Origin of the sequence: Pseudomonas sp. 008 (genome assembly GCF_016861935.1) — a bacterium.
Classification (GTDB): domain Bacteria; phylum Pseudomonadota; class Gammaproteobacteria; order Pseudomonadales; family Pseudomonadaceae; genus Aquipseudomonas.
In genome coordinates, this window is sequence record NZ_BOMA01000008.1 from 238,971 (window position 1) to 256,662 (window position 17,692).

Below are 17,692 nucleotides of genomic sequence, written 5' to 3' on the forward strand. Positions count from 1 at the left end.
ATCCTCAGCTTGTCAGTTCGCCCCTCCAACGCCACACTAGCGCTCATGAAGAACGTCAGCCCCAGCTACCTCAAGCATCACTTCCTGATCGCCATGCCTCACATGGCCGACCCGAACTTTGCGCACACCTTGACCTACATCGTCGAGCACACGGCCAATGGTGCCATGGGGCTGGTGGTCAACCGTCCGCAGGACCTGAACCTGGCCGATATCCTCGAGCAATTGCGCCCCGATATCGAACCGCCAGTGCTCTGCCAGCACGTACCGATCTTTATCGGCGGTCCGGTGCAAACCGATCGCGGCTTTGTCCTGCACCCGTCGGGAAAAACCTACCAGGCCACCGTTGATCTGGAAGGCGAGTTGTCGCTGTCGACCTCCCAGGACGTGCTGTTCGCCATCGCCGACGGCGTCGGTCCTGCGAAAAGTGTGATCACCCTCGGCTATGCCGGTTGGGAAGCCGGACAACTGGAAGCCGAACTGGCCGACAACGCCTGGCTGACTTGCCCGTTCCATGCCGACATCCTGTTCAACACCAGCAGCGAGTTACGTCTCGAAGCGGCGGCCAAGCACCTGGGTATCAACCTCGGCCTGCTCACCAGCCAGGCGGGGCACGCCTGATGGCCCTGCGGCTGATTCTGGGTTTCGACTACGGCACCAAGCAGATCGGCGTTGCGGTCGGCCAGGTGATTACCGGCCAGGCCCGCGAGCTGTGCACCTTAAAGGCACAAAATGGCATTCCCGACTGGAATCAGGTCGAAGCCCTGATCAAAGAGTGGAAACCCGACGCCGTGGTGGTCGGCCTGCCGCTGAACATGGACGGCACGCCCAGCGACATGTGCCTGCGGGCCGAAAAATTCGCCCGGCGCTTGAACGGCCGCTACAACCTGCCCTTCTATACTCACGACGAACGCCTGACCACCTTCGAGGCCAAAGGCGAACGCCTGGTCCGTGGCGGCCAGAAGGGCAGTTACCGCGACAACCCGGTCGATGCCATCGCCGCCGCCCTGCTGCTGCAAGGCTGGCTCGACGAAAACACCGCACTGTTCGAATCCTCCAGCAACTGATTCTGAAGAGTCGCTACGGCGGCTCCCTTAGCTACAACCCGAGCCCTACCCACGCGCCATACCCACAAAGCGGGCTCGGGACCAAGAAGGAGCAAACCATGAGCCTGCCTAATCCCGCCGAACTGATCAGCCAGATGGCGATCCGTCTCAAGGCTTACCTGGAAAACCGTGGCATCAGCGAACCGCGTTATATCGGTATTCGGACCGGTGGCATCTGGGTCGCTCAGGCGTTGCTCAAGGAGTTGGGCAGCGACGCGCCGCTGGGCACCCTTGATGTGTCCTTCTACCGCGACGACTTCAGCCAGAGCGGCCTACACCCGCAAGTGCGTCCTTCGGCGCTGCCATTCGAGATCGAAGGCCAGCATCTGGTGCTGATCGACGACGTACTGATGAGCGGTCGGACGATCCGTGCCGCGATGAACGAACTGTTCGACTACGGTCGCCCGGCCAGCGTGACGCTGGTGTGCCTGCTGGACCTGGACGCCGCTGAGCTGCCGATCCGCCCGAATGTCGTCGGCGCGACCCTGTCACTGGCGGCCCACGAACGGGTGAAGCTGTCCGGTCCGGAACTCAAGCTCGAACTGCAAGACCTCGCCCTTTAATTCGCCCTATTGAGAGTCCCCCTCGCGATGACGCCTCTAGAAACCAAGCGCCCGCTGCAGCTCAATGATCAGGGCCAGCTGCGCCACTTCCTCTCGCTCGACGGTTTGCGCCGCGAGCTGCTGACGGAAATCCTCGACACCGCCGACTCGTTCCTCGAAGTCGGCGCCCGGGCGGTGAAGAAAGTCCCGTTGTTGCGCGGCAAGACCGTGTGCAATGTGTTCTTCGAGAACTCCACCCGCACCCGCACCACCTTCGAACTGGCGGCCCAGCGGCTGTCGGCCGACGTGATCACCCTGAACGTGTCCACGTCGTCGGCGAGCAAGGGCGAAACCCTGCTCGACACCCTGCGCAACCTCGAAGCCATGGCCGCCGACATGTTCGTCGTGCGTCACGGTGATTCTGGCGCGGCGCACTTCATTGCCGAACATGTCTGCCCGCAAGTGGCGATCATCAACGGTGGCGACGGCCGTCACGCGCACCCGACCCAGGGCATGCTCGACATGCTCACCATTCGTCGGCACAAGGGTGGCTTCGAAAACCTCTCGGTGGCCATCGTCGGCGACATCCTGCACTCGCGGGTGGCGCGCTCGAACATGCTGGCCCTGAAAACCCTCGGCTGCCCGGACATCCGCGTGATCGCGCCGAAAACCCTGCTGCCGATCGGCATCGAGCAATACGGTGTGAAGGTCTACACCGACATGACCGAAGGCCTGAAAGACGTCGACGTGGTGATCATGCTGCGCTTGCAGCGTGAGCGCATGACCGGCGGCCTGCTGCCGAGCGAAGGCGAGTTCTACCGCCTGTTCGGCCTGACCACCGCGCGCCTGGCCGGTGCCAAACCCGATGCCATCGTGATGCACCCTGGGCCGATCAACCGTGGGGTGGAAATTGAGTCGGCGGTGGCCGACGGTCCGCACTCGGTGATCCTCAACCAGGTGACCTACGGCATCGCGATTCGTATGGCCGTGCTGTCCATGGCCATGAGCGGGCAAACAGCCCAGCGCCAATTCGAGCAGGAGAACGCCCAGTGAAGCTCAGCATTCTCGGCGCACGCGTTATCGATCCGGCCAGCGGCCTGGATCAAGTGACTGACATCCATGTTGAAGCCTGCAAGATCGTCGCCCTGGGCGCCGCTCCAGCCGGTTTTGTTGCCGTCGACACCATCGACGCCAAGGGCCTGGTGGCCGCCCCGGGTCTGGTTGACCTGAACGTTGCCCTGCGCGAGCCGGGCTACAGCCGCAAAGGCTCGATCGCCAGCGAAACCCGCGCAGCCGCCGCCGGCGGCGTGACCAGCCTGTGCTGCCCGCCGAAAACCAAACCGGTGCTGGACACCTCGGCCGTGGCCGAACTGATCCTCGACCGTGCTCGTGAGGCCGGCAACACCAAAGTTTTCCCGATCGGCGCCCTGAGCAAAGGCCTGGACGGCGAACAACTGGCTGAACTGGTCGCCTTGCGCGATGCCGGCTGCGTGGCCTTCGGCAATGGCCTGGAGAGCTTCCGCAACACCCGCACCCTGTGCCGGGCACTGGAATACGCGGCGACGTTCGACCTGACGGTGATTTTCAACTCGCAGGATCACGACTTGGCCGAAGGTGGCCTGGCCCATGAAGGCCCGACCGCAAGCTTCCTCGGTCTGCCGGGCATTCCGGAAACCGCCGAAACCGTGGCCCTGGCCCGGGATCTGCTGCTGGTCGAGCAAAGCGGCGTACGTGCGCACTTCAGCCAGCTCACCAGCGCGCGCGGCGTAGCGCTGATCGCTCAGGCCCAGGCTCGCGGGCTGAAGGTCACGGCGGACGTGGCGTTGTATCAACTGATCCTTACCGACGAAGCGCTGATCGACTTCAGCAGCCTCTATCACGTCCAGCCGCCGCTGCGCACCCGCGCCGACCGCGATGGCCTGCGGGCAGCGGTGAAGTCCGGCGTGGTATCCGCCATCTCCAGCCATCACCAGCCCCATGAGCGCGACGCCAAGCTGGCACCGTTCGGCGCGACCGAACCGGGCATCAGCAGCGTTGAACTGCTGCTGCCGCTGGCGATGACCTTGGTGGAAGACGGTTTGCTCGACCTGCCGACGCTGTTGGCACGCCTGAGTGCCGGCCCTGCCGAGGCGTTGCGCCTGCCGGCAGGGAAATTGGCAGTAGGTGGCGCGGCAGACATCGTGCTGTTTGACCCGACGGCCTCGACCGTGGCCGGTGAAACCTGGCTGTCCAAGGGCGAAAACTGCCCGTTCATTGGCCACAGCCTGCCGGGCGTAGTGCGTTACACCCTGGTGGATGGGCGGATCAGCCACCAGGCGTAAAACCCTGTGATGAGGGAGCTTGCTCCCTCATCACAACTTACTGGAAGGCGCCTCTGTTCTGCGCGTTACGAATCGAAATCTGATCGTTCAGCGTCCAGAAGTCATACAACACCCCCAGAAAGAACAACCCACCCGTAACCAGGTACAGCAACCCGCTGATCCACTTCCCCTGATACATCCGGTGTACGCCGAATACTCCAAGGAACGTCAGCAGAATCCACGCGACGTTGTATTCGATGGGGCCGGCGGTAAAGCGCAGGTCTGCTTCACGATCCATGGCCGGAATCAGGAACACGTCGATCAACCAGCCAATTCCCAGCAAGCCCAAGGTCAAAAACCAGATCGTCCCGGTCACCGGCCTGCCGTAATAGAAGCGGTGAGCCCCGGTAAAACCGAAAATCCACAGCAGGTAACCGATCACTTTGCTGTGCGTGTCTTGTTGTGAAACGGGTTGTCGATAGGTGTTCATGGATGGCCTCGATTCACGCGATAGAGAAATATTCTTTAATTCTTTGTGACTTTTTTACAGGCAGCCGACATACGGCGAATGCTACCTTGGGTCCCGTCAAAGCCTTGTAACACCTGACTTGTGTCCGACAATTGCGCCAAATTGCCGCTTATTTGGTTCCGTTGACCCCAAGGTTGAATCGACCAACGGCCTCGGAAGGGACAAAAAAGCTGTTATAAAGTTGCGCGCTAACCCATACGAGCCTTGCCTAATGCGTCCATTTTTCAAGACATGGCTAACCATTTGCCTATTATTGCCTCTGGCCGCCCACGCCACCAATCGTGAGCAACGTCTTCCGAACGTTAATGGTTACACCCCAAAATCCCATGTTTCTGCTCCTTCGAGCAAAAACCAACAAACAGTTAAGCGTTCCACCCAACTGAGCAGCGCCAACGGCAAGCTGGTCCCGCCGATGGCGACCAAGGAAAGCAGCAACGTGTTGAGCCGCGCGGTAAACGTGCTCGGCACTCCTTATCGTTGGGGTGGCAGCAGCCCAAGTAAAGGGTTCGATTGCAGCGGCCTGGTGAAATACGCGTTCAACGACGCCACCTTCGACCTGCCACGCACCTCCAATGCCATGGCCAGCGGTCACGGTGAGAAAGTCGATCGCAACGAACTGAAGCCAGGCGACCTGATCTTCTTCAACATCAAGAGCCGCCGGGTCAATCATGTGGCCATCTACCTGGGCAACGACCGCTTCATCCACGCACCACGCCGTGGCAAGTCGGTAAGCATCGACACCCTGAAGAAGCCGTACTGGGATAACCACTACGTGGTTGCCAAGCGGGTTCTGCCGAAAGAACCGAATCAACTGCGCGTCGTACAGCGCTGATCCGATTGTGGCGAGGGGGCTTGCCCCCCGTTGGGCCGCGGAGCGGCCCCAAAACCTGCCACCAAGCGTTACTAGAAAGACCGCATCGCCCGAGTTTGCGACTACTTCGCAGCCGAACGGGGGCAAGCCCCCTCGCCACAGGTCGCGCTCCAACCCTCAAAAATTATCCGGCGACCGCGCCTTCTCCCGCGCATGCTCGCGACTGATCACGCCCTTGGTCACGAGATCCTTCAGACACATATCCAGCGTCTGCATCCCCAGCGACCCACCGGTCTGAATCGACGAGTACATCTGCGCCACCTTGTCTTCACGGATCAGGTTACGGATCGCCGAGGTGCCGAGCATGATTTCGTGTGCGGCAACCCGCCCGCCACCGACTTTCTTGATCAGTGTCTGGGACACCACCGCCAGCAACGACTCGGAGAGCATCGAGCGCACCATCGATTTCTCGTCACCCGGAAACACGTCCACCACCCGGTCGATGGTTTTCGCCGCCGAGGTGGTGTGCAGCGTACCGAATACCAGATGGCCGGTCTCGGCAGCGGTCAATGCCAGCCGAATAGTCTCCAGGTCACGCATTTCCCCCACCAGAATCACGTCCGGGTCTTCACGCAGGGCCGAGCGCAAGGCCGTGGCAAAGCTGCGGGTGTCGCGATGGACTTCACGCTGATTGATCAGGCATTTGCGCGATTCGTGGACGAACTCGATGGGGTCTTCGATAGTGAGTATGTGGTGATGGCGATGGTTGTTCAGGTAATCGATCATCGCCGCCAGCGTGGTGGACTTGCCGGAACCGGTCGGGCCGGTCACCAGCACCAGGCCTCGGGGGGATTCGGTAATCTTGCGAAACACGTCCCCCATGCCCAGGTCGTCCATGCTCAGGACCTTCGACGGAATGGTCCGGAATACCGCGCCCGCGCCACGATTCTGGTTGAAGGCGTTGACCCGGAAACGCGCCACGCCGGGCACTTCGAAGGAAAAGTCGGTTTCAAGATGCTTCTCGAAGTCCACCCGCTGGAGGTCGTTCATGATGTCGTAGATCAGCTCATGCACCTCCTTGTGGTCCAGGGCCGGCAAGTTGATGCGTCGCACATCGCCATCGACACGGATCATCGGTGGCAGGCCGGCGGACAGGTGCAGGTCGGACGCGCCTTGTTTGGCGCTGAAAGCCAGCAGCTCAGTGATATCCATAGCGCTCCTCAATTCCAGTAGAATGCCGCGAACCTTCAGACCGCTGGCGCCTAATCCTCGCCTGAAAAGTCGCCGAGCGATGATCAGGCAAGGCAAAAGTCGGCGAAGAAGCGGAGTTGACGTCAGTCAATGAGCATTCTGAGTCGACTTTTAACGCCGCATGATCGAGTGTAGGCACTTTTCAGGCAGGATTTGATGTCCACGATAGCAGACAACATTGCTCAGGTTAGTTCACGCATCCAGGCAGCAGCCAAAGCCGCCCACCGCGATGAGAACAGCATCCAGCTATTGGCCGTGAGCAAAACCAAGCCCGCCGAGGCCCTGCGTGAAGCCTATGCCGCCGGGATCCGCGACTTTGGCGAAAACTACCTGCAGGAAGCCTTGGGCAAACAGCTCGAGTTGGCCGACCTGCCCTTGATCTGGCACTTCATCGGCCCCATTCAATCGAACAAGACTCGTGCTATCGCCGAGCACTTCGACTGGGTGCACTCCGTGGATCGTTTGAAAATCGCACAACGCCTGTCCGAACAGCGCCCTGCCGATTTGCCGCCCTTGAACATCTGCATCCAGGTCAACGTCAGTGGTGAAGCCAGCAAATCCGGCTGCACCCCGGCTGACCTGCCCGCCCTGGCCAATGCCATCAGTGCGCTGCCGCGTTTGAAATTGCGCGGGCTGATGGCGATTCCCGAGCCGACTGAAGATCGCGCCGCCCAGGACGCCGCCTTTGCTGCCGTGCAGAGCCTGCAAGCCAGCCTGAACCTGCCACTCGACACACTTTCCATGGGCATGAGCCACGACCTCGAGTCGGCCATCGCCCAGGGTGCCACTTGGGTCCGCATCGGTACGGCCCTGTTTGGCGCCCGCGATTACAGTCGACCATGAACATGGCTGACTCACCTCTCTATAAGGACCTGACATGAGCAAGACTCGTATTGCCTTTATCGGAGCCGGCAACATGGCCGCCAGCCTGATCGGCGGCCTGCGCGCCAAAGGTCTGGACGCCGCGCAGATCCGCGCCAGCGATCCGGGCGAAGAAACCCGTGCCCGCGTGAAAGCCGAACACGGCATCGAAGTGTTTGCCGACAACGCCCAAGCCATAGAGGGCGTGGACGTGGTCGTACTGGCGGTCAAACCCCAGGCGATGAAAGTCGTTTGCGAAGCCATTCGCCCAAGCCTCAAGCCGAACCAGCTGGTGGTGTCGATTGCGGCCGGCATCACCTGCGCCAGCATGAACAACTGGCTGGGTGCCCAGCCGATTGTGCGCTGCATGCCCAACACCCCGGCTCTGCTGCGCCAGGGTGTGAGTGGCTTGTATGCCACGGCCCAAGTGAGCGCCGAGCAACGCCAGCAGGCCCAAGAACTGCTGTCGGCGGTCGGCATTGCTTTGTGGCTGGACGAAGAACAGCAACTGGACGCGGTCACTGCCGTTTCCGGCTCCGGCCCTGCGTATTTCTTCCTGCTGATCGAAGCCATGACCGCCGCTGGCGTGAAGCTCGGCCTGCCACCCGAAATTGCTGCACAACTGACTGTGCAAACCGCGCTGGGCGCTGCACACATGGCAGTCGCCAGCGATGTCGACGCCGCTGAACTGCGTCGCCGCGTGACCTCGCCTGCGGGCACCACCGAAGCGGCGATCAAATCGTTCCAGGCTGGCGGCTTCGAAGCCCTGGTGGAAAAAGCACTCGGCGCCGCCGCGCACCGCTCGGCCGAGATGGCCGAACAACTGGGCAAATAAGGAGCCTTACATGATTGGATTGAACACTGCAGCGATTTACGTGCTGCAAACCCTCGGCAGTTTGTACCTGCTGATCGTGCTGCTGCGTTTCGTGCTGCAACTGGTGCGCGCAAACTTCTACAACCCGCTGTGCCAGTTCGCCGTGAAAGCCACCCAGCCACTGCTCAAGCCACTGCGCCGGATCATCCCGAGCCTGTTCGGCCTGGACATGTCCTCGCTGGTGCTGGCAATCCTCGTACAACTGGCGTTGATGGCCCTGACCCTGCTGCTGACCTTCGGCACCACCGGTAACCCGCTGCAATTGCTGATCTGGTCGCTGATCGGCGTAACGGCGCTGTTCCTGAATATCTTCTTCTATGCCCTGATCATCAGCGTGATCCTGTCCTGGGTCGCGCCGGGCAGCCATAACCCCGGCGCCGAGCTGGTGAACCAGATCTGCGAGCCGGCCCTGGCGCCGTTCCGCAAGATTCTGCCAAACCTCGGCGGCCTGGATATCTCGCCGATCCTGGCGTTCATGGTGCTCAAGCTGATCGACATGCTGGTGATCAACAACCTCGCGGCGTTGACCATGATGCCGCAAATCCTGCGCCTGCTGATCTGACCCGGTGAGCTACTTTCGCTGGGACGGTGATGACCTGATTCTGGAATGTCACCTGCAACCTGCGGCCCGCAGCGATGATTTCGCCGGGCTGCACGGTGATCGCCTGAAGATCCGCCTGACCGCACCGCCTGTCGAAGGCAAGGCCAACGCGTATCTGATGGCGTTTCTGGCCAAGGCGTTCGGGGTTTCCAAGAGTCAGGTCAGCTTGATCAGCGGAGAGCTGAACCGGCAGAAGCGGGTGCGGATCTGTTCGCCGAAGAAGCTGCCGGATTTGCCGAATCTGGTGCGCCCGGCCTGACCTCAATGTGGCGAGGGAAAATCAGGCCCGGCCTTTGCTTGCCGCTAGCCACAGCGGTCTTTAGACTTACGCCTCATTTCAATGAGAGCAGGGTCGATGCCAGCTGCCTTCCCCCCCGATTCTGTTGGTCTGGTGACGCCGCAAGTGGCGCACTTCAGTGAACCCCTGGCCTTGGCCTGTGGCCGTTCGCTGCCCGCTTATGACCTGATCTATGAAACCTACGGCACGCTGAACGCCACGGCGAGCAATGCCGTGCTGATCTGCCACGCCTTGTCCGGTCACCATCACGCCGCCGGCTTCCACAGCCCCGACGACCGCAAACCCGGTTGGTGGGACAGCTGCATCGGCCCCGGCAAACCGATCGACACCAACAAGTTCTTCGTGGTCAGCCTGAACAATCTTGGCGGTTGCAACGGTTCCACCGGCCCCAGCAGCATCAATCCGGAAACCGGCAAGCCGTTCGGCGCCGATTTCCCGGTATTGACCGTGGAAGACTGGGTACACAGCCAGGCGCGTCTCGCCGACCTGCTCGGCATCGGCCAATGGGCGGCGGTGATCGGCGGCAGTCTGGGCGGCATGCAGGCCTTGCAGTGGACCATCACCTATCCGGATCGCGTGCGGCACTGCCTGGCGATCGCCTCGGCACCGAAACTGTCGGCGCAGAACATCGCGTTCAACGAAGTCGCACGCCAGGCGATTCTTACCGACCCGGAGTTCCACGGCGGTTCATTCCAGGAATACGGGGTGATCCCCAAGCGCGGGCTGATGCTGGCGCGAATGGTCGGGCACATCACGTACCTGTCCGATGACTCCATGGGCGAAAAATTCGGTCGCGGCCTGAAGAGCGAAAAGCTCAACTACGACTTCCACAGTGTCGAGTTCCAGGTCGAAAGCTACCTGCGCTATCAAGGCGAGGAGTTTTCCGGACGTTTCGACGCCAACACCTATCTGCTGATGACCAAGGCGCTGGATTACTTCGATCCGGCGGCGAACTTCGACGATGACCTGGCGAAAACCTTCGAAGGCGCGAAAGCCAAGTTCTGCGTGATGTCCTTCACCACCGACTGGCGTTTCTCCCCTGCCCGCTCGCGGGAGCTGGTGGACGCGCTGATGGCGGCCAGGAAAGACGTCTGCTACCTGGAGATCGACGCTCCGCAAGGCCACGATGCCTTCCTGATTCCGATCCCGCGTTACTTGCAGGCCTTCAGCAATTACATGAACCGCATATCGCTTTGAGGAAGACATGAGAGCCGATCTGGAAATCATCCAGGAATGGATCCCCGCCGGCAGCCGCGTGCTCGACCTCGGCTGCGGTGATGGCGAGCTGCTGACCTGGCTGCGTGACCACAAGCAGGTCACCGGCTATGGCCTGGAAAACGACCCGGACAACATTGCCGAGTGCGTCGCCAAAGGCATCAACGTCATCGAGCAGGACCTGGACAAAGGCCTGGGCAACTTTGCCAGCAACAGTTTCGACATCGTGGTCATGACCCAGGCCCTGCAAGCCGTGCATTACCCGGACAAGATCCTCGACGAAATGCTGCGGGTCGGTCGCCAGTGCATCATCACCTTCCCCAACTTCGGCCACTGGCGCTGCCGCTGGTACCTGGCGAGCAAGGGTCGGATGCCGGTTTCGGAGTTTCTGCCGTACACCTGGTACAACACGCCAAACATTCACTTCTGCACCTTCGAAGACTTTGAAGCGCTGTGTCGCGAACGTGAAGCCAAGGTCATTGATCGACTTGCCGTGGATCAACAGCATCGGCACGGGTGGGCCAGTAAGCTATGGCCTAATCTGTTAGGTGAGATCGGCATCTATCGCGTCAGCAGCCCCGGTCTGCCGGACCACAAGGTCGCGGTCTGAATCACGACACTTCGAGGAGAACGATCATGGGTCGTCTAGCGCTGTTTGTACTTACTGCCTGCCTGAGCGTCACCGCCATGGCCGCCGACGTCATCAAAGGTGAGCGCCAGGAAACCTTTGGCGACGTGACGGTGCACTACAACACCTTCAACTCGACCTTCCTGACACCGGACATTGCCAAAGCGGCTGAGCTGACTCGCAGTAAAAACCTGGGCGTGATCAACATTTCGGTACTCAAGGACGGCAAACCGCAAACGGCGCAAGTCAGCGGGACGGTCAAAGACCTGACCAGCCAAAGCGTCCCGTTGAAGTTCAAACAGATCACCGAAACAGGCGCGGTCTACTACATCGCCCAGTACCCGGTGCCACAGCAGGAAATCCGCACCTTTGAAATCAAGGTGCAGACCGGCGACAAAATCAACACCATCAATTTCAACCAAGAGCTCTTCCCCGGCGAATGATCAATTTCACGCAACTCGTATTGGCCAGCCATAACGCCGGCAAACTCAAGGAACTCCAGGCCATGCTCGGCGAATCGGTGCACTTGCGCTCGATCGGCGAGTTCAGCAGCGTCGAGCCTGAAGAAACCGGCCTGTCGTTCGTCGAAAACGCCATTCTCAAGGCCCGCAACGCCTCGCGCATTTCCGGCCTGCCGGCCTTGGCCGACGATTCGGGGCTGGCGGTGGATTTCCTCGGCGGCGCGCCGGGTATCTATTCGGCCCGTTATGCTGATGGCAAGGGCGATGCGGCGAACAACGCCAAACTGCTCGACGTCATGAAAGACGTGCCACAAGCGGAGCGCGGCGCGCAATTCGTCTGCGTGTTGGCGCTGGTGCGTCATGCCGACGATCCGTTGCCAATCCTCTGCGAAGGCCTGTGGCATGGGCGCATCCTGACCCAGGCCAGCGGTGAGCACGGTTTTGGCTACGATCCGCTGTTCTGGGTGCCAGAACGCGAGTGCTCCAGCGCCGAGCTTAAGCCCAGCGACAAGAACCAGATCAGTCACCGCGCCCGTGCAATGGATCTGCTGCGCCAGCGTCTGGGCTTGAAATGACCATTGAATCATCCGCGTCGCCGCTGATCTTCGGCGGCGCGCAATCGCCTCGGGCCGCTTTGCCTGTGCTGCCGCCCCTGGCGCTGTACATCCACATCCCGTGGTGTGTACGCAAATGCCCTTATTGCGACTTCAACTCCCACACCGCCAGCCCGGTGCTGCCGGAACAAGAGTATGTGGACGCCTTGCTCGCCGACCTCGATCAGGACCTGCATGCGGTCTATGGCCGCGAGCTGAGCTCGATATTCTTCGGCGGCGGCACACCGAGCCTGTTCAGCGCCGAGGCGTTGGGCCGTTTGCTCAAGGGTGTCGAGCAACGCATTGCGTTTGCCAGCGACATAGAAATCACCCTGGAAGCCAACCCAGGAACGTTCGAGCAGGAGAAATTCCGCGCTTACCGGGCGCTGGGCATCAATCGCCTGTCGATCGGCATCCAGAGTTTTCAGGAAGAAAAACTCAAGGCGCTGGGGCGGATCCACAACGGCGATGAAGCCGTGCGTGCCGCCGACATGGCGCGCCAGGCTGGCTTCGACAACTTCAATCTGGACCTGATGCACGGTTTGCCCGATCAGACGCTGGACGATGCCCTGAGCGACCTGCGCCAGGCCATCGCCCTGAAGCCGACGCACCTGTCCTGGTATCAGCTGACCCTGGAGCCGAACACGGTGTTCTGGAACCAGCCGCCGACGCTGCCGGAAGATGACGCCCTGTGGGACATTCAAGAGGCCGGCCAGGCACTGTTGGCCGAGCACGGTTACGCGCAGTACGAAGTCTCGGCCTATGCCCAGCCCGGCCGTCCGGCGCGGCATAACCTCAATTACTGGAGTTTCGGCGACTTCATCGGCATCGGCGCCGGTGCCCACGGCAAGCTCAGCCATCCGGACGGGCGCATCGTACGCACCTGGAAGACTCGCCTGCCGAAGGATTACCTCAATCCAGCCAAAAGCTTCAAGGCTGGCGAGAAAGCGCTGACCAACGAAGAACTGCCGTTCGAGTTCCTGATGAACGCCTTGCGCCTGACCGAGGGTGTCGAAGCGCGGTTGTATCCGGAGCGCACCGGGATGCCCCTGGAAAGCCTTGCCGAAGGCCGCCGCGAGGCCGAACAAAGTGGCTTGTTGCAGGTCGAACCGTCACGTCTGGCAGCCACGATGCGCGGACAACTCTTTCTCAATGACTTGCTGCAGACTTTTCTGACATAAGGAAATCGAATGGATCTGGTACTCGACCTGCTCGCCACCGTGTCCCGCTGGAGCCGTAGCAACCTGTCGGAAATCTCTCTGGCACTGGTGGGCTGCCTGCTGGTGCTGTTTGGCGCCGACCTCAAGGGCTGGGTCGACCAACGCCTGGGCAGCATCGCCGGCGCCTTGCGCATCCCGCTGATGGCCCTGCTGTGCATGGTCGGCAGCGGCGTAGCGCTGATCTATGCCACGCCATGGATCATCAAAGGCCTGAGCCAGTTCAACAACTACAGCCTGGCGCCGGTGTTGTTGGTGGTGCTGGTGTTGATCGGGGTTGTGGCAGACCGCCGCTGACTTCGAATAACACACAAAAAAATGTGGGAGCGGCGCACCGCCGCTCCCACATTTTGTATTGCGTTACGGCTTAGGACTGCTTTTCGAACTTCAGATCCCACACGCCATGCCCAAGACGTTCGCCGCGGCGTTCGAACTTGGTGATCGGGCGTTCGGCCGGGCGCGGGACGCACTTGCCGTCTTCGGCGAGGTTGCGATAGCCCGGGGCGACGTTCATCACTTCCAGCATGTACTCGGCGTACGGCTCCCAGTCGGTGGCCATGTGCAACACACCGCCGACCTTCAACTTGCTGCGCACCAGTTCAGCGAACGATGCCTGAACGATACGACGCTTGTGGTGACGGCTCTTGTGCCACGGATCCGGGAAAAACAGCATCAGGCGGTCGAGGCTATTGTCGGCGATGCAACGGTTGAGCACTTCGATCGCATCGCAATCGTAGACACGCAGGTTGGTCAGGCCCTGAGTCAGCACGCCATTGAGCAGCGCGCCGACACCCGGACGGTGAACTTCAACGCCAATGAAATCCTGCTCCGGCGAAGCCGCGGCCATTTCCAGCAGCGAATGGCCCATGCCGAAACCGATTTCCAACGAGCGCGGCGCCGAACGGCCGAACACCTGATCGAAATCCACCGGCGCATCGGCCAGGGGCAGTACGAACAGCGGAGCGCCCTGCTCCAGGCCGCGTTGCTGGCCTTCGGTCATGCGCCCGGCGCGCATCACGAAACTCTTGATACGGCGGTGTTGGCGCTCTTCGCCTTCTTCCTGCTGGATAGGCGTGTCGTTTGATTCAGTCATCAATGGCTCTTACTTGATCAGACCATCCAGCGGCGAGGAGGCGCTGGCATAGAGTTTTTTCGGCATGCGCCCGGCGAGGTAGGCCAGACGACCTGCCACGATGGCGTGTTTCATGGCTTCAGCCATCATGATCGGCTGCTGGGCATGGGCGATGGCCGAGTTCATCAGCACCGCTTCACAGCCCAGCTCCATGGCGATGGTGGCGTCGGAGGCAGTACCGACACCGGCATCCACCAGCACCGGGATTTTCGCCTCTTCGAGGATGATCTGCAGGTTGTACGGGTTGCAGATCCCCAGGCCCGAGCCGATCAGACCAGCCAGCGGCATGACCGCGATACAGCCAATTTCCGCCAGTTGACGGGCAATGATCGGATCATCGCTGGTGTACACCATCACGTCGAAGCCTTCCTTGACCAGCACTTCGGCGGCCTTGAGGGTTTCGATCACGTTGGGGAACAGGGTTTTCTGATCCGCCAGCACTTCCAGCTTCACCAGGTTGTGGCCGTCGAGCAGCTCACGGGCCAGGCGGCAGGTGCGCACGGCTTCAATGGCGTCGTAGCAACCGGCAGTGTTCGGCAGGAAGGTGTAGCGATCCGGCGACAGGACTTCGAGCAGGTTCGGTTCGCCCGGGTTCTGGCCGAGGTTGGTCCGGCGCACGGCGAAGGTGACGATCTCGGCACCCGAAGCCTCGATGGCCAGGCGGGTTTCTTCCATGTCACGGTACTTGCCGGTGCCTACCAGCAAACGCGACTGGTAAGTACGACCGGCCAGGACGAAGGGCTTGTCGCTACGAACGATGCTCATGGGAAATCCTCTGTTGGGGTGAGGTTCTTGCACAATGATTCTGTGGCCGCTCGGGCCAGACGGCTAGCCGCCGCCGATGGCGTGTACCACTTCGACCGAGTCGCCGTCGTTCAGCGTGGTTTCAGCGTGCTGGCTGCGCGGGACGATATCCAGATTGAGCTCGACCGCCACCCGGCGCCCGGTCAGTTCCAGACGGGTCAGCAGGGCCGCAACGGTTTCACCGTCGGGCAGTTCAAGGGATTCGCCGTTCAACTGAATGCGCATGCCGAATGCCGCCATCATTTTTAGGGGCTGGCATTCTAGCCCGATCAGACTTGGCGACCCAAGCCATTCGTCACGAAATGGACTGCGTGGTCAGCTCAGCCGCCAGGCGGCAAGCCCCAGGCAAACCCAGCCGACCAGAAACGCGAGACCGCCGAACGGTGTAACGATCCCGAGCTTGCTGACGCCGGTCATCGTCAGCAGGTACAGGCTGCCGGAAAACAACACAATGCCGAGAGCAAAAGACGCGCCGGCCCAGGTAATCAGACGACCGGGAATCTGCGTGGCCAGCAGCGCCACACCCAGCAACGCCAGGGTATGCACCAGTTGATAAGTGACGCCCGTGTGGAAAATCGCCAAATACTCAGGCGTCAGGCGGTTTTTCAGGCCGTGGGCAGCGAATGCGCCCAAGGCAACGCCGGTGAATCCGAAGAAAGCGGCAAGCATCAGAAAGCCACGCAGCATGAAGAACTCCAGTCAGACTCGATCAGCAGGGTCTGTATAATGGCCGGCTCAACGGGTTCGGCCAAGCCATCTCTATGCTGCAGTTAATTTTCCGTCGTTTCACAAAGGCCCTGCTCTGGTTCGCGGCCGGCAGTGTTTTGCTGGTTCTGCTGTTTCGGGTGGTACCGCCACCAGGAACGGCACTGATGGTCGAGCGCAAGATCGAATCCTGGGTCGACGGCGAGCCGATCGATCTGCAACGCACCTGGAAACCCTGGGATGAAATCTCCGACGACCTGAAAGTCGCGGTGATTGCCGGCGAAGACCAGAAGTTTCCCGAGCATTGGGGCTTTGATTTCAGTGCGATTCAGGCGGCGTTTGCACATAACGAGCGCGGCGGCTCGATTCGCGGCGCCAGCACCCTGAGCCAGCAAGTGTCGAAAAACCTGTTTCTGTGGTCTGGCCGCAGCTGGCTGCGTAAAGGCCTGGAAGCCTGGTTTACCGGATTGATCGAAGTGTTCTGGCCCAAGCAGCGGATTCTTGAGGTATACCTCAATAGCGTCGAGTGGGATGAAGGCGTGTTCGGCGCCGAAGCGGCGGCCCGGCATCACTTTGGCGTGGGCGCTGGTTCGCTGTCCCGGCAGCAGGCAAGTTTGCTGGCCGCGGTACTGCCGAACCCGCGGGTGTGGAGTGCCAGCCATCCGACTTCTTACGTTGCAAGGCGGGCCGGGTGGATTCGCCAGCAGATGAATCAGCTGGGCGGGGACAGCTATCTGGTCGGCCTCAACGATTCCCGCCGGGCGCCATGGGCTCAATGACACCGAAGATCCCACAAGGTCGACGCTAAACCGGAAATTGGGCAGAAACAAAAACGCCCCGATCAATGATCGGGGCGTTTTTTATTGCCGTTGCCGCAGTTACGCAGCGATCGACAACTTGAGCTTGTTCATCGCGCTCTTCTCGAGCTGACGAATACGCTCGGCCGACACGTTGTACTTCTGCGCCAGGTCGTGCAGCGTGGCTTTTTCTTCTGCCAGCCAGCGCTGGTAGAGGATGTCGCGGCTGCGGTCGTCCAGCACTTCAAGCGCTTCGTGCAGGTTGTGGTTGGAGTTGTCGCTCCAGTCGGCGTCTTCCAGTTGACGAGCCGGATCGTACCGGTGGTCTTCCAGGTAGTTGGCCGGCGATTGGAAGGCACTGTCGTCGTCCGCTTCCGCGGCCGGGTCGAAGGCCATGTCATGGCCGGTCAGGCGACTTTCCATCTCGCGCACTTCCCGCGGCTCTACACCGAGGCTTTCCGCCACACGATGGACTTCCTCGTTGTTCAGCCAGGCCAGACGTTTCTTCTGGCTGCGCAGGTTGAAGAACAGCTTGCGCTGAGCCTTGGTGGTCGCGACTTTAACGATCCGCCAGTTGCGCAGGATGAACTCGTGGATTTCCGCCTTGATCCAGTGCACCGCAAAGGACACCAGGCGCACACCCATTTCCGGGTTGAAACGCTTGACCGCTTTCATCAGGCCGACGTTGCCTTCCTGGATCAGGTCAGCCTGGGCCAGGCCGTAACCGGAATAGCTACGGGCAATGTGTACGACAAAACGCAGGTGGGCGAGCACCATCTGCCGAGCCGCCCCCAAATCCTGCTCATAATAGAGACTCTCGGCCAGTTCACGCTCCTGCTCTGGCGTCAGCAATGGAATGCTGTTCACCGTGTGCACATAGGCCTCCAGGTTCGCACCCGGGACCAGAGCATATGCAGGCTGCAAAGAATTGGTCATACGAAAAAACCTCCGACTTACATAACTCGTGCAG

24 protein-coding genes are annotated in these 17,692 nt (G+C 60.8%); 17 read left to right on the forward strand and 7 right to left on the reverse strand.

Annotated features, from left to right (window positions below; all coding sequences use genetic code 11):
• Positions 1–45 precede the first annotated feature (45 nt).
• From JUI81_RS18370 to JUI81_RS18390, 5 genes are all read left to right on the forward strand, one after another.
• Positions 46–618: a YqgE/AlgH family protein gene (locus JUI81_RS18370; protein ID WP_204124792.1), complete on the forward strand. Its 573-nt coding sequence runs from the start codon at positions 46–48 to the stop codon at positions 616–618.
• A complete protein-coding gene (ruvX, locus tag JUI81_RS18375; protein ID WP_019580620.1) occupies positions 618–1,064 on the forward strand; it encodes a Holliday junction resolvase RuvX in 447 nt (148 codons plus the stop codon). The genes JUI81_RS18370 and ruvX overlap by 1 nt, the downstream gene beginning before the upstream one ends.
• 98 nt (positions 1,065–1,162) lie before the next feature.
• Positions 1,163–1,666: a bifunctional pyr operon transcriptional regulator/uracil phosphoribosyltransferase PyrR gene (pyrR, locus tag JUI81_RS18380; protein ID WP_019580619.1), complete on the forward strand. Its 504-nt coding sequence runs from the start codon at positions 1,163–1,165 to the stop codon at positions 1,664–1,666.
• 27 nt (positions 1,667–1,693) lie between these two features.
• Complete coding sequence (locus JUI81_RS18385) at positions 1,694–2,698, forward strand: aspartate carbamoyltransferase catalytic subunit (RefSeq protein ID WP_007939362.1); 1,005 nt, start codon at positions 1,694–1,696, stop codon at positions 2,696–2,698.
• The gene (locus JUI81_RS18390) at positions 2,695–3,966 is read left to right on the forward strand and encodes a dihydroorotase (protein WP_018928710.1); all 1,272 of its coding nucleotides are present in this window, start codon (positions 2,695–2,697) and stop codon (positions 3,964–3,966) included. The genes JUI81_RS18385 and JUI81_RS18390 overlap by 4 nt, the downstream gene beginning before the upstream one ends.
• A gap of 37 nt (positions 3,967–4,003) precedes the next feature.
• On the opposite strand, the gene JUI81_RS18395 is transcribed toward JUI81_RS18390, so the two are convergent.
• Entirely contained in the window at positions 4,004–4,435 is a 432-nt protein-coding gene (locus tag JUI81_RS18395; protein ID WP_019580618.1) for a TM2 domain-containing protein, read from the reverse strand.
• 250 nt (positions 4,436–4,685) lie between these two features.
• Between JUI81_RS18395 and JUI81_RS18400 the strand changes: the two genes are divergently transcribed.
• The gene (locus tag JUI81_RS18400) at positions 4,686–5,306 is read left to right on the forward strand and encodes a C40 family peptidase (RefSeq protein ID WP_019580617.1); all 621 of its coding nucleotides are present in this window, start codon (positions 4,686–4,688) and stop codon (positions 5,304–5,306) included.
• Positions 5,307–5,462: 156 nt separating this feature from the next.
• On the opposite strand, the gene JUI81_RS18405 is transcribed toward JUI81_RS18400, so the two are convergent.
• Positions 5,463–6,497 carry a type IV pilus twitching motility protein PilT gene (locus JUI81_RS18405; protein WP_019580616.1) on the reverse strand — a complete coding sequence of 345 codons (1,035 nt, stop codon included), beginning with the start codon at positions 6,495–6,497 and terminating at the stop codon, positions 5,463–5,465.
• Between the two features lie 195 nt (positions 6,498–6,692).
• On the opposite strand from JUI81_RS18405, the gene JUI81_RS18410 reads away from it, so the two are divergent.
• The 10 genes from JUI81_RS18410 (at position 6,693) to JUI81_RS18455 (ending at position 13,581) form a co-directional block, all read left to right on the forward strand.
• On the forward strand, positions 6,693–7,379 hold the full coding sequence (locus tag JUI81_RS18410; protein WP_204124793.1) for a YggS family pyridoxal phosphate-dependent enzyme: 687 nt from the start codon (positions 6,693–6,695) through the stop codon (positions 7,377–7,379).
• 34 nt (positions 7,380–7,413) lie between these two features.
• Positions 7,414–8,232: a pyrroline-5-carboxylate reductase gene (gene proC, locus JUI81_RS18415; RefSeq protein WP_028939078.1), complete on the forward strand. Its 819-nt coding sequence runs from the start codon at positions 7,414–7,416 to the stop codon at positions 8,230–8,232.
• A gap of 10 nt (positions 8,233–8,242) precedes the next feature.
• On the forward strand, positions 8,243–8,833 hold the full coding sequence (locus JUI81_RS18420; protein WP_019580613.1) for a YggT family protein: 591 nt from the start codon (positions 8,243–8,245) through the stop codon (positions 8,831–8,833).
• Positions 8,834–8,837: 4 nt separating this feature from the next.
• Entirely contained in the window at positions 8,838–9,131 is a 294-nt protein-coding gene (locus JUI81_RS18425; RefSeq protein WP_028939079.1) for a DUF167 domain-containing protein, read from the forward strand.
• A gap of 96 nt (positions 9,132–9,227) precedes the next feature.
• Positions 9,228–10,367 carry a homoserine O-acetyltransferase gene (locus JUI81_RS18430; protein ID WP_019580611.1) on the forward strand — a complete coding sequence of 380 codons (1,140 nt, stop codon included), beginning with the start codon at positions 9,228–9,230 and terminating at the stop codon, positions 10,365–10,367.
• 7 nt (positions 10,368–10,374) lie between these two features.
• Entirely contained in the window at positions 10,375–10,995 is a 621-nt protein-coding gene (gene metW / locus JUI81_RS18435; RefSeq protein WP_007939351.1) for a methionine biosynthesis protein MetW, read from the forward strand.
• A 26-nt stretch (positions 10,996–11,021) separates the two neighbouring features.
• Positions 11,022–11,456 (forward strand): DUF4426 domain-containing protein, encoded by a 435-nt coding sequence (locus JUI81_RS18440; protein WP_019580610.1) that lies wholly within the window; start codon positions 11,022–11,024, stop codon positions 11,454–11,456.
• Entirely contained in the window at positions 11,453–12,049 is a 597-nt protein-coding gene (rdgB, locus tag JUI81_RS18445) for an RdgB/HAM1 family non-canonical purine NTP pyrophosphatase (RefSeq protein ID WP_007939349.1), read from the forward strand. Before JUI81_RS18440 ends, rdgB begins: the two co-directional genes overlap by 4 nt.
• The gene (gene hemW / locus JUI81_RS18450) at positions 12,046–13,248 is read left to right on the forward strand and encodes a radical SAM family heme chaperone HemW (protein WP_239077710.1); all 1,203 of its coding nucleotides are present in this window, start codon (positions 12,046–12,048) and stop codon (positions 13,246–13,248) included. The genes rdgB and hemW overlap by 4 nt, the downstream gene beginning before the upstream one ends.
• Before the next feature lie 9 nt (positions 13,249–13,257).
• On the forward strand, positions 13,258–13,581 hold the full coding sequence (locus JUI81_RS18455; RefSeq protein ID WP_018928699.1) for a DUF3392 domain-containing protein: 324 nt from the start codon (positions 13,258–13,260) through the stop codon (positions 13,579–13,581).
• Between the two features lie 70 nt (positions 13,582–13,651).
• On the opposite strand, the gene trmB is transcribed toward JUI81_RS18455, so the two are convergent.
• The 4 genes from trmB to JUI81_RS18475 all read right to left on the reverse strand — a co-directional run bounded on the left by trmB (position 13,652) and on the right by JUI81_RS18475 (position 15,907).
• On the reverse strand, positions 13,652–14,377 hold the full coding sequence (gene trmB, locus JUI81_RS18460; RefSeq protein ID WP_018928698.1) for a tRNA (guanosine(46)-N7)-methyltransferase TrmB: 726 nt from the start codon (positions 14,375–14,377) through the stop codon (positions 13,652–13,654).
• A gap of 9 nt (positions 14,378–14,386) precedes the next feature.
• Entirely contained in the window at positions 14,387–15,181 is a 795-nt protein-coding gene (locus JUI81_RS18465) for a thiazole synthase (RefSeq protein ID WP_007939343.1), read from the reverse strand.
• Positions 15,182–15,244: 63 nt separating this feature from the next.
• The gene (thiS, locus tag JUI81_RS18470) at positions 15,245–15,445 is read right to left on the reverse strand and encodes a sulfur carrier protein ThiS (RefSeq protein ID WP_007897898.1); all 201 of its coding nucleotides are present in this window, start codon (positions 15,443–15,445) and stop codon (positions 15,245–15,247) included.
• Positions 15,446–15,535: 90 nt separating this feature from the next.
• Positions 15,536–15,907 carry a DUF423 domain-containing protein gene (locus JUI81_RS18475; protein WP_019580607.1) on the reverse strand — a complete coding sequence of 124 codons (372 nt, stop codon included), beginning with the start codon at positions 15,905–15,907 and terminating at the stop codon, positions 15,536–15,538.
• Between the two features lie 74 nt (positions 15,908–15,981).
• Between JUI81_RS18475 and mtgA the strand changes: the two genes are divergently transcribed.
• Positions 15,982–16,704 (forward strand): monofunctional biosynthetic peptidoglycan transglycosylase, encoded by a 723-nt coding sequence (mtgA, locus tag JUI81_RS18480; RefSeq protein ID WP_019580606.1) that lies wholly within the window; start codon positions 15,982–15,984, stop codon positions 16,702–16,704.
• A 99-nt stretch (positions 16,705–16,803) separates the two neighbouring features.
• Here the strand turns inward: mtgA and rpoH are convergent, their stop codons facing one another.
• Entirely contained in the window at positions 16,804–17,658 is an 855-nt protein-coding gene (gene rpoH / locus JUI81_RS18485) for an RNA polymerase sigma factor RpoH (protein ID WP_007897890.1), read from the reverse strand.
• Between the last annotated feature and the right edge of the window lie 34 nt (positions 17,659–17,692).

Bases quoted from the DNA above. Each gene is read 5' to 3' on its own strand.
- JUI81_RS18370 (WP_204124792.1), top strand. From the start codon at position 46: ATGAAGAACGTCAGCCCCAGCTACCTCAAGCATCACTTCCTGATCGCC.
- ruvX (WP_019580620.1), top strand. From the start codon at position 618: ATGGCCCTGCGGCTGATTCTGGGTTTCGACTACGGCACCAAGCAGATC.
- pyrR (WP_019580619.1), top strand. From the start codon at position 1,163: ATGAGCCTGCCTAATCCCGCCGAACTGATCAGCCAGATGGCGATCCGT.
- JUI81_RS18385 (WP_007939362.1), top strand. From the start codon at position 1,694: ATGACGCCTCTAGAAACCAAGCGCCCGCTGCAGCTCAATGATCAGGGC.
- JUI81_RS18395 (WP_019580618.1), bottom strand. From the start codon at position 4,435: ATGAACACCTATCGACAACCCGTTTCACAACAAGACACGCACAGCAAA.
- JUI81_RS18400 (WP_019580617.1), top strand. From the start codon at position 4,686: ATGCGTCCATTTTTCAAGACATGGCTAACCATTTGCCTATTATTGCCT.
- JUI81_RS18405 (WP_019580616.1), bottom strand. From the start codon at position 6,497: ATGGATATCACTGAGCTGCTGGCTTTCAGCGCCAAACAAGGCGCGTCC.
- JUI81_RS18410 (WP_204124793.1), top strand. From the start codon at position 6,693: ATGTCCACGATAGCAGACAACATTGCTCAGGTTAGTTCACGCATCCAG.
- proC (WP_028939078.1), top strand. From the start codon at position 7,414: ATGAGCAAGACTCGTATTGCCTTTATCGGAGCCGGCAACATGGCCGCC.
- JUI81_RS18420 (WP_019580613.1), top strand. From the start codon at position 8,243: ATGATTGGATTGAACACTGCAGCGATTTACGTGCTGCAAACCCTCGGC.
- JUI81_RS18430 (WP_019580611.1), top strand. From the start codon at position 9,228: ATGCCAGCTGCCTTCCCCCCCGATTCTGTTGGTCTGGTGACGCCGCAA.
- metW (WP_007939351.1), top strand. From the start codon at position 10,375: ATGAGAGCCGATCTGGAAATCATCCAGGAATGGATCCCCGCCGGCAGC.
- JUI81_RS18440 (WP_019580610.1), top strand. From the start codon at position 11,022: ATGGGTCGTCTAGCGCTGTTTGTACTTACTGCCTGCCTGAGCGTCACC.
- rdgB (WP_007939349.1), top strand. From the start codon at position 11,453: ATGATCAATTTCACGCAACTCGTATTGGCCAGCCATAACGCCGGCAAA.
- hemW (WP_239077710.1), top strand. From the start codon at position 12,046: ATGACCATTGAATCATCCGCGTCGCCGCTGATCTTCGGCGGCGCGCAA.
- JUI81_RS18455 (WP_018928699.1), top strand. From the start codon at position 13,258: ATGGATCTGGTACTCGACCTGCTCGCCACCGTGTCCCGCTGGAGCCGT.
- trmB (WP_018928698.1), bottom strand. From the start codon at position 14,377: ATGACTGAATCAAACGACACGCCTATCCAGCAGGAAGAAGGCGAAGAG.
- JUI81_RS18465 (WP_007939343.1), bottom strand. From the start codon at position 15,181: ATGAGCATCGTTCGTAGCGACAAGCCCTTCGTCCTGGCCGGTCGTACT.
- thiS (WP_007897898.1), bottom strand. From the start codon at position 15,445: ATGCGCATTCAGTTGAACGGCGAATCCCTTGAACTGCCCGACGGTGAA.
- JUI81_RS18475 (WP_019580607.1), bottom strand. From the start codon at position 15,907: ATGCTGCGTGGCTTTCTGATGCTTGCCGCTTTCTTCGGATTCACCGGC.
- mtgA (WP_019580606.1), top strand. From the start codon at position 15,982: ATGCTGCAGTTAATTTTCCGTCGTTTCACAAAGGCCCTGCTCTGGTTC.
- rpoH (WP_007897890.1), bottom strand. From the start codon at position 17,658: ATGACCAATTCTTTGCAGCCTGCATATGCTCTGGTCCCGGGTGCGAAC.